The organism is Nesterenkonia alba DSM 19423, assembly GCF_000421745.1.
Classification (GTDB): Bacteria; Actinomycetota; Actinomycetes; order Actinomycetales; family Micrococcaceae; genus Nesterenkonia; species Nesterenkonia alba.
Genome location: NZ_ATXP01000001.1, coordinates 65,278 through 78,564, shown reverse-complemented (window position 1 = coordinate 78,564; position 13,287 = coordinate 65,278). Strand labels below are relative to the sequence as shown.

Here is a 13,287-nt window from a genome sequence, read left to right as displayed (position 1 = left end):
TCACTCACCACTCTCTCGGCTGATCACGCGTGCCTTCAACGGCAGCTTGTGGATTGCCAGGCGGAGGGCCTCCTTGGCCACCTCGTCGCTGACACCGGACAGCTCGAACATCACGCGTCCGGGCTTGACGTTGGCGACCCACCACTCCGGGGAACCCTTACCGGAACCCATACGGACTTCGGCTGGCTTCTTCGTGAGCGGGTGGTCGGGGTAGATGTTGATCCAGACCTTGCCACCACGCTTGATGTGACGGGTCATGGCAATACGAGCCGACTCGATCTGACGGTTGGTCACATAGGCCGGGCTCAGCGCCTGGATGCCGTACTCGCCGAAGGCCAGCTCGGTGCCGCCCTTGGCCTGGCCACCGCGCTTAGGCTTGTGTGGCTTGCGGTACTTGACGCGCTTGGGCATCAGCATCAGTTCTGCCCTCCTTCTGCGGCAGGTGCGGCACCGGCTGCTGCGCCGGCGCCTTCACGACGTCCTCCGCCGCGGCGACGGCGTTCGCCACCACCGCTGCGTCCGCCGCGGCCCCGACCCGAAGGCTGGGAGGCCTGCTGAGCGGCGAGTTCCTTATCAGTGAGGTCACCCTTGTAGACCCAAACCTTCACGCCGATACGACCGAAGGTGGTCTTCGCCTCGTGCTTACCGAAGTCGATGTTGGCCCGCAAAGTGTGCAGGGGAACACGGCCTTCGCGGTAGAACTCCGAACGCGACATCTCAGCCCCGCCGAGACGCCCGGAGCACTGGATCCGGATGCCCTTGGCACCGGCACGCATGGCCGAGGAGATCGCCTTCTTCATAGCACGCCGGAAGGCCACACGAGCAGCGAGCTGCTCGGCGACTCCCTGGGCGATGAGCTGAGCGTCGGTCTCGGGGTTCTTCACCTCGAGAATGTTGAGCTGGATCTGCTTTTTGGTGAGCTTCTCCAGCTCGGCGCGAATCCGGTCGGCTTCCGCACCGCGGCGACCGATGACGATACCCGGCCGTGCGGTGTGGATGTCGACGCGCACCCGGTCACGGGTGCGTTCGATCTCGACCTTGGAGATACCGGCCCGTTCCACGGACTTGGCCAGCAGCTCGCGAATCTGGACATCTTCCTTCACGTAGTCCATGTAGCGCTGACCCGGTTTGGTGGAGTCGGCGTACCAGTGGGAGACGTGGTCAGTGGTGATGCCCAGACGGAAACCATTGGGGTTGATCTTCTGTCCCACTACTGATCTCCACCTTTCTCTTCTGTGCCGACCACGATGGTCACGTGGCTGGTGCGCTTGTTGATGCGGTAGGCACGTCCCTGCGCACGGGGACGGAACCGCTTCATGGTGGGGCCTTCGTCGACGCGCGCCTCGGTGATGTAGTAGTCGTCCTCGTTGAAGGCGACTCCTGCACGGTCGGCGTGCTGCCGGGCGTTGGCCATAGCGGAGGCGACGACCTTGTACACCGGCTCAGAGGCACCCTGGGGGGCGAACTGGAGGATCGCCAGCGCCTCATTGGCCTGCTTGCCGCGGACAAGGTCGACGACGCGCCGGGCCTTCATAGGCGTCACACGCAGGTAGCGCGCAATTGCCTTGGCTTCCATTGCTTTCCTTCTCTCGTCTCTCGTCAGAGGGACAGCGCTTAGCGGCGCTTGCCCTTCTTGTCGTCCTTCACATGTCCGCGGAAAGTCCGGGTCGGAGCGAACTCGCCGAGCTTGTGCCCGACCATCGACTCGGTGATGAACACGGGGATGTGCTTGCGGCCGTCGTGCACGGCAATGGTGTGGCCGAGCATGTCAGGGATGATCATGGAACGGCGGGACCAGGTCTTGATGACGTTCTTGGTGCCCTTTTCGTTCTCAGCCTGGACTTTGAGGTACAGGTGCTGATCAACGAAGGGGCCCTTCTTCAAGCTGCGTGGCATGTTTCCAGGCTCCTATCGCTTGTTCTTCTTACGACGGCGACGCACGATGAGCTTGTCGCTCTCCTTGTTCGGGCGGCGGGTGCGGCCCTCGGGCTTACCGTTGGGGTTGACCGGGTGGCGACCGCCGGAGGTCTTACCCTCACCACCACCGTGCGGGTGGTCGACGGGGTTCATGACCACACCACGGACAGTGGGGCGCACGCCCTTCCAGCGCATCCGTCCGGCCTTGCCCCAGCTGATGTTGGACTGTTCGGCGTTGCCCACCTGGCCGACAGTGGCGCGGCAGCGCACATCGACGTTGCGGACTTCTCCAGAGGGCAGACGCAGCTGGGCGTATTTGCCTTCGCGGGCAACCAGTTGGATACCGGCACCGGCCGAGCGGCCCAGTTTGGCGCCACCGCCGGGACGCAGCTCCACCGCGTGGATGACAGTACCCAGCGGGATGTGGCGCAGCGGCAGGTTATTGCCAGGCTTGATGTCCGCGTTGGGTCCGGACTCGATGGCGTCACCCTGCTTCAGCCGGGCCGGGGCCAGGATGTAGCGCTTAGTGCCGTCAGCGTAGTGCAGCAGGGCGATGCGCGCTGTGCGGTTCGGGTCGTATTCGATGTGGGCGACCTTGGCGGGGACACCGTCCTTATCGGAGCGGCGGAAATCGATCACGCGGTACTGGCGCTTGTGGCCACCCCCCTTGTGGCGGGTGGTGATCTTGCCCTGGCCGTTACGGCCGCCGGTCTTGGTCAGCGGGCGCAGCAGGGACTTCTCCGGGGTGTCCCGGGTGATCTCTGCGAAGTCGGCCACGGACGAGCCGCGCTGGCCCGGTGTGGTCGGCTTGAGGTTACGGATAGCCATGTTCTCTTCCTTCGATCAAGTGGCGCGCACGACCTAGGCCGCGGCTCCTCCGAAGATGTCAATTGCGTAGCCCTCTTTGAGGGTGACGACCGCACGCTTGGTGTCATTGCGCTTACCCCACCCGAAGCGGGTGCGGCGGCGCTTGCCCTGGCGGTTGATCGTGTTGACCTTGTCGACCTTGACGCCGAAGATCTTCTCCACGGCGTACTTGATCTCCGGCTTAGTGGCCGAGGTCGCGACGAGGAAGGTGTACTTGCCCTCGTCGATGTTGTTGTAGGACTTCTCCGAGATCACCGGGGCGATCACGACGTCGCGGGGGTCCTTTTCAGTCAGGACGCTCACTTGGTGTCCTCCTTCTTCGCTCCGGTGGCCTGGGCGATGAACGCGTCATAACCGGCCTGAGTGAACACGACGTCGTCGGCGACGAGCACGTCATAGGTGTTCAGTTGGTCGGCGTAGAGGGTGTGCACCTCGGGGAGGTTGCGCACCGACAGCGCGGTGTTGTCCTCGTCGCGGCCAATAACAACCAGCCAGTTCCGGCCCTGACCGCCAATGGAGGCCAGAGCCTCTTTGGCTGCCTTAGTGGAGGGCTTCTCCGCGGCGATGGAGTCCACCACGTGCACCCGGCCGTTGCGAGCCCGGTCAGAGAGGGCACCGCGCAGGGCAGCGGCCTTCATCTTCTTCGGCGTGCGCTGGGCGTAGTTGCGCGGGGTTGGGCCGTGGACGATGCCACCGCCAACCATGTGCGGGGCGATCATCGAACCCTGGCGAGCCCGGCCGGTCCCCTTCTGGCGGAACGGCTTGGCCGTCGTGCCGGAGACCTCGGAGCGGGTCTTGGTCTTGTGTGTCCCCTGGCGGGCAGCAGCCTGCTGGGCGACGACGACCTGGTGAATCAGGGCGTTATTGGTGGGGACGTCGAAGACCTCAGCGGGGAGGTCGACGGATACCTTGGTAGCCATAGTGGTCATGCTCCCTTCACTGCCGTGCGGACCAGGATGACCCCGCCCTTGGGGCCGGGAACGGCACCCTTGACGAGCAGCAGGTTCTTCTCGGCGTCCACGGCGTGGACGGTGAGGTTGTGCGTGGTGTGGCGGGCGTTGCCCATCCGGCCGGCCATCCGCTGGCCCTTGAAGACACGGCCCGGGGTGGCGGCACCACCGATGGAGCCAGGCTTGCGGTGGTTCTTGTGCTGGCCGTGGGAGGCACCCACGCCGGCGAAGCCGTGGCGCTTCATCACACCGGCGAAGCCCTTGCCCTTGGTTTTACCGATGACGTCGACCTTCTGACCGGACTCGAAGACCTCGACGGAGAGGTCCTGGCCAAGCTCATAGTCGCCGGCGTCGGAGGTGCGGACCTCGACCACGTGGCGGCGGGGGGTCACCCCGGCCTTCTCGAAGTGGCCAGCCAGGGGCTTGGTCACCTTGCGCGGGTCGATCTGGCCGTAGCCGATCTGCACCGCGTTGTAGCCGTCGGTGTCCTCAGTGCGGACCTGGGTGACGACATTGGAGTCAGCCTGGATGACGGTGACGGGAACGATGTTGTTGTCCTCGTCCCAGACCTGGGTCATGCCGAGCTTGGTGCCCAGCAGTCCCTTCACAGGCAGTTCAGTGCGGGAAATGTTAGTCATCGTCTCTGGCGCACCTCCCTTAGAGCTTGATCTCGATGTTGACGTCTGCAGGCAGGTCGAGACGCATCAGGGAGTCGACAGCCTTCGGTGTGGGGTCCACGATGTCGATGAGGCGCTTATGTGTGCGCATCTCGAAGTGCTCGCGGGAGTCCTTGTACTTGTGAGGAGAACGGATCACGGCGTAGACGTTCTTCTCAGTCGGCAGCGGCACGGGACCGACCACCGTGGCGCCTGCGCGCGTGACCGTGTCGACGATCTTCCGGGCCGAGGTGTCGATGACCTCGTGGTCATACGACTTCAGCCGGATGCGGATTTTCTGTCCCGCCATGGCGTTGAGCCTCTTTCTGGTCAGCTTTCACATCGTTCGTCGCGGGCAGGCCTGCTCACTGCGGTCAGGACGCGGAAGTCCCAGAAAGATCTTCAACACCTTCTGCAGTTGCGGCCGCCCGTATATCAGACCTTGGGGCCTGATGGGCGCTCCGGTCCGACTGAATCCGCGGTATGCGGGTTCCTCAGCCGGCCGGCCTCCGTCCCCCGCGGTCGGGCGTGTCGCTTTGAATACACTCGAGATGAGCGCACAGCGGCACCCGCAGGTTCCGGTCTTGTTTGTGGGGCTTTCTCGCTCGAAGCGGGCCCCGAGGGCACGCCGGGACGCATCTGTCCCTGAGCAACTTGTCTATAGTGTCACGAACTGTGGTGCCGTGCAACTCCACGGCGTTGGATGACGATCAGACGCCAGACTCCGGCCGAGATGAGCAACAGGCCAAGCACCGCAATGACGGCCCATGCAGTGTCGCGTAGCGACCACAGCACACTGAGCACAATGATAACTGCACCCCAGTAGGCTCCAGTCCGACTCCCCCGGATCATGCCGAAGACGATCATCGCCACGGCCCCGGCCAGCGGCGCCACCTGGACGATGAGCCCATCGGAGAAGATCGCGATCAATGCCAGCACGCTGGCTAAGACCCCAGCACTGATGGCATGAGCCAGGGAGACCGCTGGTGAGCGGCTGGCGGCCGGGGTCAGAGCCTCATTGGTTAAGGTCAGCAGCAGGACGATCAACAGCACTGCGGAGAACACGCCGACATCCTCGGTGGCATCCACCACGGCCCAGCCGACGACAGCAGCCAAACCCACTGCGAGGATCCGCTGGGTGACCAGTAAGACCTCGCGCCGGGAAAGCAGCAGTTCGGTGAGCATCCAGAGAATCATCCAGGCCACTGCGTAGAGCGGTGTGAAGAAGACAGAACCCAGCACAGCTGCACCAAAGAAGGCGCGTAGAACCCACCGCCGAGCCCGCTCAGGACGGTGATGGAGCAGCTCATGGAAGCAGATGAGCAAGGCGACGAGCATCACCGCGATGACCCAGAGATGCTCGTAGAGTCCCGATTCGCTTCTCGAGGACAGCTCGATGTGCAGCAGGAAGTGTCCACCGGCGATGAGGAACAGGGCCGTGCCCAGACTGGCTGACCGCGCGACCTGGCTCACGACTCCCTGGCCGTTACGACTCCGCTCCGGTCCGTACACCACGGATAGATGCACCAGCAGACACCACAGACTCAGCATGAGCACTGCAAGCTGCAGGTCGGCGTCGAACCCACTCATCAGACTGATAAGCGCGGCAGTGGCCGCAGCCCGAGCGGCCATGGCGTAGACGATCCGCAGCGTTCCCGTGAAGCCCGCCGCAGGCGGGCGCACCGCACTGACGGTGTAGTAGAACGTGGCGGCGGTGAAGATGATGGTGTAGTCGAAGCTGCCGAGTTCATCGCCGATGAGGACGCAGGCGAGGATCACCCCGGGGATAACCGCCCAGTGTAGGTGCCCGAAGGGACGACGCAACACAGTCGGGACCCGTTCTCCCAGAGCAAGGATCGCCGTCTGGACAAGTGTGCACAGCAGGATGATGGCCGTCAGTGTGACGACCAGCGCCGGTTGGATCACCGCGGTGCTGGAAAACAGGGCCGAGTAGAGGAAGGGGATCACCAGGTAGCCAAGAAGCCGGCTATCCAAGTGCACCGCGGCGGCACCGTAGATCACCAGTCCCCCCAGACTGAAGATCAACCAGGTGAGCTGCCCGAATCCAATGAACGCCTGATTCACGGGGACGGCGGCGACGGCGAACAGCGCGAGAGATGTGCCGAATAGGGCGAGTCCAGCCGGCTTGAGCATGGGCACGGCCACGGCCAGGAGGTATCCGGCGGCGGCGAAGAGGAGAAAAGCAGCCAACAGAGCAATGGCCGTCACGGCGGCGTTCTGCACCACGGCAACGAAGGACAGGGCCGCAGCGGTGATGAGCAGTCCGCCGATATAGAGGGCTACATTGATGACTCGACTCTCAGTGGAGAGACGGTCCGACGCCACCGAAGGGGCCGCAGACGGTGTGCCGCCTCGTTGCCAGGAGGGATCGGGCCCAGGTGCGCCACCCCATGGTTGGCCCTGTTGAGGCCCAGCGTCCTGTGGTCCTCCGTACGGCAGAGATCCCCTTGGCGGGACCGATGGTCTTGTCGATGGGGTGACTACTGTCTCGTTCTGGGTTTCGCGACGTCCCTTTCGTTTGCCGAGCGGGTATCCCACGGCCATACCGATACCGAAGGGGATGGCGAAGAGAATCGCCAGGACGAAGAGTGCCAGAGCGACCCATTCCATGCTGCGCGGCCTCCTTGAGTCAGTGATGCACCTGGCGGGCACAGTGTATGCCCCGCAGCTGGTCTAGGTCGTGACTACCCCGCCGGGCACACGAAAGCCCCCGTGCTCTCACCTCAAGCGGGAGCCGGGGGCTTTCATGCTGTGCTCTTCAGCCAGTATTCGGCCAGTGCTGCCGGTGTTATCCGGGGAAGCCCGGGGCCACCGGCAAGGTGACCTGCATCAGCTGAAGAATGTCACTCGATGATCTTGGTGACACGTCCGGAGCCGACGGTGCGGCCACCCTCACGGATGGCGAAGCCGAGGCCCTCTTCCATCGCGATGGGCTGGATGAGCTCAACGGTCATCTCGGTGTTGTCACCAGGCATGACCATCTCAGTGCCCTCCGGCAGCTCGATGACACCAGTGACGTCCGTGGTCCGGAAGTAGAACTGCGGACGGTAGTTGGTGTAGAAGGGGTTGTGCCGGCCGCCTTCATCCTTGGAGAGGATGTAGACGTTGGCCTCGAACTTGGTGTGCGGAGTGATGGAGCCGGGGGCAGCCACGACCTGGCCACGCTCGACGTCGTCACGCTTGAGACCACGCAGCAGCAGACCGCAGTTCTCGCCGGCCCAGGCCTCGTCGAGCTGCTTGTGGAACATCTCGATACCGGTAACGGTGGTCTTCTGCTTCTCCCGCAGACCGATGATCTCGACCTCGGAGTTGATGGCCAGGGTGCCGCGCTCGGCGCGACCGGTGACCACAGTACCGCGACCGGTGATGGTGAAGACGTCCTCGATGGGCATCAAGAACGGCTTGTCCTTGTCACGCTCCGGCTCGGGGATGTACTCATCAACGGCGTCCATCAGCTCTTCGACGGTCTTGACCCACTCGGCATCGCCTTCGAGGGCCTTCAGGCCGGAGGTGCGGACAACGGGAGCGTTGTCGCCGTCGAACTCCTGGTCGGAGAGCAGCTCGCGGACTTCCATCTCGACGAGGTCGAGGAGCTCTTCGTCATCGACCATGTCAGCCTTGTTCAGGGCGACCAGCAGGGCGGGAACACCGACCTGCTTGGCGAGCAGGACGTGCTCACGGGTCTGCGCCATCGGACCGTCGGTGGCGGCAACCACGAGGATCGCACCGTCCATCTGAGCAGCACCGGTGATCATGTTCTTCACGTAGTCGGCGTGGCCAGGGGCGTCGACGTGGGCGTAGTGCCGCTTCTCGGTCTGGTACTCAACGTGGGAAACGTTGATGGTGATGCCGCGCTCGCGCTCCTCGGGAGCGTTGTCGATACCGGCGAAGTCCTTGGCCTCGTTGAGGTCCGGGTACTTGTCTGCAAGCACCTTGGAGATCGCAGCGGTCAGCGTCGTCTTACCGTGGTCGACGTGACCGATGGTGCCGATGTTGAGGTGCGGCTTAGTCCGCTCGAACTTTGCCTTGGCCACAGGTTCCTCCTATAGAACGTGTCAGGTCAGAAGACTCACTTCAGGCACAGGGGTGTCCTACGCTGAAACTCTCGTAAGTCTACTAAGCACAGGTGTTTTCGGGAAATTCTCCGGGTTTATGACGAGCTTCGCCCGGTCCGCAGTGTTCCGGAGCTCACTGCGGACCGAGCGGTGAAGAGGTGGGCGGAGGATTATTCCCCGCGGTTCTTCTCGATGATCTCCTCGGCCACAGCCTTGGGGACCTCGGCGTAGGAGTCGAAGTGCATGGTGAACACGGCGCGCCCCTGGGTGCGGGAGCGCAGTTCCCCGATGTAGCCGAACATTTCGCTCAGCGGCACCAGGGCCTTGACCACTTTGACTCCTGCGGCATCGTCCATGGACTGGATCTGACCGCGGCGGGAGTTCAGATCACCAATGACATCGCCCATGTACTCCTCGGGGGTGCGGACCTCCACAGACATCATGGGCTCCAACAGCACCGGGTTGGCACGGCGGGCGCCTTCTTTGAAGACCTGGGAGCCGGCGAGCTTGAACGCCATTTCCGAGGAGTCAACATCGTGGTACTGACCGTCACGCAGGGTGGCCTTGACGCCGACCACCGGGTAACCGGCGAGGATACCCAGCTGCATGGCGTCCTGGATGCCGGCGTCCACCGATGGGATGTACTCACGCGGGATGCGACCACCGGTGACGGCGTTCTCGAACTCGTAGAGCTCGCCGTCAGTGGTGTCCAGGGGTTCGAAGTCCACGAGCACCTTGGCGAACTGGCCGGAGCCACCGGTCTGCTTCTTGTGGGTGTACTCGACCTTTTCGACCTTCTTCTTGATGGTCTCGCGGTAGGCCACCTGCGGCTTGCCGACATTGGCCTCGACCTTGAACTCGCGCTTCATCCGGTCAACCAGGATGTCGAGGTGGAGCTCGCCCATTCCGCCAATCTCGGTCTGGCCGGTCTCGTCGTTCTGGTGCACGGTGAAGGTGGGGTCCTCGGCGGCGAGCTTCTGGATGGCCGTGGAGAGCTTCTCCTGGTCACCCTTGGACTTCGGCTCGATGGCCACCGAGATCACCGGCTCGGGGAACGTCATGGACTCCAGAACGATGGGGTCGTTGGGGTCACACAGCGTGTCACCGGTGGTGGTGTCCTTCAGGCCAATGACCGCGTAGATGTGCCCGGCCTGGATCTCCTCGACCGGGTTCTCCTTGTTGGCGTGCATCTGGAAGAGCTTGCCGATGCGCTCCTTCTTGCCCTTGGTGGAGTTCAGCACCTGGGCACCGGAGGACAGCTTGCCGGAGTAGACGCGAATGTAAGTCAGCTGCCCGAAGAACGGGTGGGCTGCGATCTTGAACGCCAGGGCGGAGAACGGCTCGTCCTTGGCGGGCTTACGGGTCAGCGCGGTCTCTTCATCACCGGGCTTGTGCCCCTCCATGGCCTCGACATCTGCCGGGGAAGGCAGGAAGTCGACGACGGCGTCGAGCATCGGCTGGACACCGCGGTTCTTGAACGCCGAACCACAGAAGACCGGATAGGCCTCACCGGCGATGGTGATCTTACGGATACCGGACTTCAGCTCATCGATGGTGAGCTCTTCGCCTTCGAGGTACTTCTCCATGAGCTCTTCGTCGGCCTCGGCCACGTTCTCGATGAGCTCGTTGCGGTACTCCTCGGCACGCTCTTTGAGGTCATCGGGGATCTCACGGGTCTCGTACTCGGCACCCATGGTGACATCGCCCTTAGCGTCGCCAGGCCAGACCAGCGCCTTCATGGAAAGCAGGTCGACGACGCCGACAAAGTCGTTCTCCGCACCAATGGGCAGCTGCATCACCAGCGGCTTGGCGCCCAGGCGGGACTTGATGGTGTCCACGGTGAAGTAGAAGTCGGCACCGAGCTTGTCCATCTTGTTGACGAAGCAGATGCGCGGCACGTTGTACTTATCCGCCTGACGCCACACGGTCTCCGACTGCGGCTCGACACCTTCTTTACCATCGAAAACGGCAACGGCACCGTCGAGCACGCGCAGTGCGCGCTCCACCTCGACGGTGAAGTCGACGTGACCGGGGGTGTCGATGATGTTGATCTGGTTGTTCTCCCAGAAGCAGGTCACCGCGGCGGAGGTGATGGTGATGCCGCGCTCCTTCTCCTGTTCCATCCAGTCCGTGGTGGAAGCACCATCGTGGGTCTCACCGATCTTGTGGTTGAGCCCGGTGTAGAACAGGATGCGTTCAGTGGTGGTGGTCTTCCCGGCATCGATGTGGGCCATGATGCCGATGTTGCGGACCTTCTTCAGGTCAGTGAGCACCTCTTGTTGTGCCACGGTGTTTTCCCCTTTAAGTGGTTGCTTCAGGTGTGGGAGGTCTTACCAGCGGTAGTGAGCGAAGGCCTTGTTGGCCTCAGCCATCTTGTGGGTGTCTTCACGGCGCTTCACTGCGGCGCCGAGGCCGTTGGAGGCGTCGAGAATCTCGTTCATCAGCCGCTCGGTCATCGTCTTCTCGCGGCGATCCTTGGCGTAACCGACCAGCCAGCGCAGGGCCAGGGCAGTCGCACGGCCGGGCTTGACCTCAACGGGCACCTGGTAGGTGGCACCGCCGACGCGGCGGGAGCGGACCTCCAGAGCCGGGCGGACGTTATCCATGGCTTTCTTCAGCACCGCGACGGAGTCTTCGCCGGTCTTCTGGGCGACACCGTCGAGAGCGCCGTAGACGATGCGCTCAGCAGTGGATTTCTTACCATCGACGAGCACCTTGTTAATCAGCTGGGTGACCAGCGGGGAGCCGTGGACGGGGTCCTGAACGAGCGGGCGCTTGGGTGCGGGTCCCTTACGAGGCATTACTTCTTCTCCTTCTTCGCGCCGTAGCGGCTGCGGGCCTGGCCGCGACCCTTGACACCCTGGGTGTCGAGGGCGCCGCGGACGATCTTGTAGCGCACACCGGGGAGGTCCTTCACACGACCGCCGCGCACGAGCACGATGGAGTGCTCCTGCAGGTTGTGGCCTTCACCGGGAATGTAGGCGGTGACTTCGACGCCGCCACCGAGGCGCACACGGGCGACCTTACGCAGTGCGGAGTTCGGTTTCTTCGGGGTGGTGGTGTAGACGCGGGTGCAGACGCCGCGGCGCATCGGGGACCCCTGCAGGGCAGGGGTGTTGTTCTTGCTGCGCTTGGGGTTACGCCCCTTGCGCACCAGCTGTTGAATAGTAGGCACTATGCGTTCTCCATCGTTGTTCAGGTCTTGAGGCCGCTGCTCGGCCGGGCAGTCTCTGCGGCGGGGGCGGCGCCACCCTTTCTCGCCGGATGCCCTTGCGGGCTCCCTGCGCACGGCCGATGTCATTCAGACGCGCAAAAAGGTGGCATTCGTTGCGCACTAACCCCGCAACCCGGACCGAGTCCTTTGCCACACAGAAACAATCAAGTCAACGATACCAGGTCATCTCGACTCAAGCGAAACCATGGGAGGACGCTCGCGCCAGGCTACTCATCCTCGAGGTCATAGTCGATTTCATCCTCGGCGTCTTCGGGGTACACCGTGATGACGACGCGGCGGTTCTCCGCTCGGCCTTCCTCGGTGTCGTTATCCGCCCGGGGATAGTCCTCCCCGCGGCCAATGGCTGTGATGACATCGACGTCGACGTCGGCGTTGGTCACCAGCCATTCAACAACCGACTCCGCGCGCAGTTCGGAGAGTTCATCATTGTCGTCGTAGACCTCGGTGGGCAGGTTGTCGGTATGCCCTTCGACGACGATGACAAAGTCGTCGTCGCGTGCGGCGATGTCTTCGGCGATCGCCTCAAGCTCACTTTCGGCATCTGAGCGCAGTTCGTACTCATCACTGTCGAAGAGGACATCACCTTCGGTGATATAAGAGACCGCATCGTCGTCATCAGTGCGCTCGGTGTGGTCACTGCCGTCGAGCCGGTAGGTTTCCAGCCTCTCGGTCGGGATCGTCACCGTAGGCAGACTGAGACTACTTGCTGAGATGCTCTGCAGGGACATCGTGGGGGCGGTGACGTCGTCGAGCCGTTCTGACCAGCGCGTCTCTGACCACTGGGTCTCTGACCACTGGGTTTCTGACCAGCGCGTCTCTGACCAGCGCGTGACACCCCAGACCACATCGCCCTCTTCCAGGTCGTCGTCTTCCTCTTGGCAGACTTCCTCAGCGACGACACCATCAACCTCGATCGCGTCGATCACGATCTCCTCCTGAGCGACTTCCTCCAAGATGGTGCCATCAGGCAAGTCAACCTGCGGGATACTGCGCTCGGGCAGAGTGACTCCGGGCAGGTAGCCCCGGGAGATCTCCACTCGGGGCAAACAGGCACCGGGGGCCTGGTATTCGATGATGCAACCGGCTTGCCCCACCCGCTCGGGGATAATGACCGCCGGTGCGCCGGGAAGCTCGATCTGCTGACCGTTGATCTCGATCACTTCATCCTCGGTGCCGCTGTACTCTTGCTCCTCCATGGTGACGTCATCGAGCCAGGTCACGCGGGCGACGTCGTCATCTTCCTCGGCCTCTTCACATTCCTGGAGAGTGATGGGCTCGTCGACCTCAGCAGTGAGGACCTCATCGGAACCGGGCGCCTGGGTGGCATCCTCCCCCGCCTCCGGGGTCTCATCCGGGGAGTCCGTTTCTTCGGGAGTTTCCTCCACAGGCGGGGTCTCTTCAGTGGAGCCGCCACCCTGGGGGAAGTCCAGGATGGCGCAGGAGCTGGTCAGCAGTGCGAGCAGACAGAACCCGGTCAGCGGAGCGGCCGCCGGTCCACCACGGCGGACGAGTGTTTTCTGCGGCAAACTCATCAGGGCCTCGCGGGGTGTGGGATCCGTGCTGCGCATTGCTCTACTCCTCGATGC

Annotated in this window: 15 protein-coding genes; all 15 read right to left on the bottom strand. The window is 63.3% G+C overall.

Annotated features, from left to right (window positions below; translation table 11 throughout):
* Positions 1-417: a 50S ribosomal protein L16 gene (gene rplP, locus H578_RS0100345; protein WP_022871724.1), complete on the bottom strand. Its 417-nt coding sequence runs from the start codon at positions 415-417 to the stop codon at positions 1-3.
* Positions 417-1,211: a 30S ribosomal protein S3 gene (rpsC, locus tag H578_RS0100340; RefSeq protein WP_022871723.1), complete on the bottom strand. Its 795-nt coding sequence runs from the start codon at positions 1,209-1,211 to the stop codon at positions 417-419. The genes rplP and rpsC overlap by 1 nt, the downstream gene beginning before the upstream one ends.
* Positions 1,211-1,576 (bottom strand): 50S ribosomal protein L22, encoded by a 366-nt coding sequence (gene rplV, locus H578_RS0100335; protein ID WP_022871722.1) that lies wholly within the window; start codon positions 1,574-1,576, stop codon positions 1,211-1,213. The genes rpsC and rplV overlap by 1 nt, the downstream gene beginning before the upstream one ends.
* Positions 1,577-1,614: 38 nt before the next feature.
* On the bottom strand, positions 1,615-1,896 hold the full coding sequence (rpsS, locus tag H578_RS0100330) for a 30S ribosomal protein S19 (RefSeq protein ID WP_022871721.1): 282 nt from the start codon (positions 1,894-1,896) through the stop codon (positions 1,615-1,617).
* A gap of 12 nt (positions 1,897-1,908) precedes the next feature.
* Positions 1,909-2,745, bottom strand: a complete 837-nt coding sequence (rplB, locus tag H578_RS0100325) for a 50S ribosomal protein L2 (RefSeq protein WP_022871720.1) — start codon at positions 2,743-2,745, stop codon at positions 1,909-1,911.
* A gap of 33 nt (positions 2,746-2,778) precedes the next feature.
* Positions 2,779-3,087 carry a 50S ribosomal protein L23 gene (rplW, locus tag H578_RS0100320; protein WP_022871719.1) on the bottom strand — a complete coding sequence of 103 codons (309 nt, stop codon included), beginning with the start codon at positions 3,085-3,087 and terminating at the stop codon, positions 2,779-2,781.
* Complete coding sequence (gene rplD / locus H578_RS0100315) at positions 3,084-3,704, bottom strand: 50S ribosomal protein L4 (RefSeq protein WP_028463779.1); 621 nt, start codon at positions 3,702-3,704, stop codon at positions 3,084-3,086. Before rplD ends, rplW begins: the two co-directional genes overlap by 4 nt.
* 5 nt (positions 3,705-3,709) lie before the next feature.
* Positions 3,710-4,372, bottom strand: a complete 663-nt coding sequence (gene rplC / locus H578_RS0100310; protein WP_022871717.1) for a 50S ribosomal protein L3 — start codon at positions 4,370-4,372, stop codon at positions 3,710-3,712.
* Positions 4,373-4,391: 19 nt separating this feature from the next.
* Positions 4,392-4,700: a 30S ribosomal protein S10 gene (gene rpsJ / locus H578_RS0100305; RefSeq protein WP_022871716.1), complete on the bottom strand. Its 309-nt coding sequence runs from the start codon at positions 4,698-4,700 to the stop codon at positions 4,392-4,394.
* A 356-nt stretch (positions 4,701-5,056) separates the two neighbouring features.
* On the bottom strand, positions 5,057-7,021 hold the full coding sequence (locus H578_RS0100300) for a hypothetical protein (protein ID WP_156837148.1): 1,965 nt from the start codon (positions 7,019-7,021) through the stop codon (positions 5,057-5,059).
* Between the two features lie 233 nt (positions 7,022-7,254).
* Positions 7,255-8,445: an elongation factor Tu gene (tuf, locus tag H578_RS0100295; RefSeq protein ID WP_022871714.1), complete on the bottom strand. Its 1,191-nt coding sequence runs from the start codon at positions 8,443-8,445 to the stop codon at positions 7,255-7,257.
* Between the two features lie 191 nt (positions 8,446-8,636).
* Positions 8,637-10,700, bottom strand: a complete 2,064-nt coding sequence (fusA, locus tag H578_RS0100290) for an elongation factor G (RefSeq protein ID WP_051130730.1) — start codon at positions 10,698-10,700, stop codon at positions 8,637-8,639.
* 96 nt (positions 10,701-10,796) lie between these two features.
* On the bottom strand, positions 10,797-11,267 hold the full coding sequence (gene rpsG, locus H578_RS0100285; protein ID WP_022871712.1) for a 30S ribosomal protein S7: 471 nt from the start codon (positions 11,265-11,267) through the stop codon (positions 10,797-10,799).
* Positions 11,267-11,641, bottom strand: coding sequence for a 30S ribosomal protein S12 (gene rpsL / locus H578_RS0100280; RefSeq protein ID WP_022871711.1), 375 nt, complete (start codon positions 11,639-11,641; stop codon positions 11,267-11,269). Before rpsL ends, rpsG begins: the two co-directional genes overlap by 1 nt.
* Before the next feature lie 266 nt (positions 11,642-11,907).
* Positions 11,908-13,269 carry an OmpA family protein gene (locus tag H578_RS15320; protein WP_022871710.1) on the bottom strand — a complete coding sequence of 454 codons (1,362 nt, stop codon included), beginning with the start codon at positions 13,267-13,269 and terminating at the stop codon, positions 11,908-11,910.
* Positions 13,270-13,287: the final 18 nt, after the last annotated feature.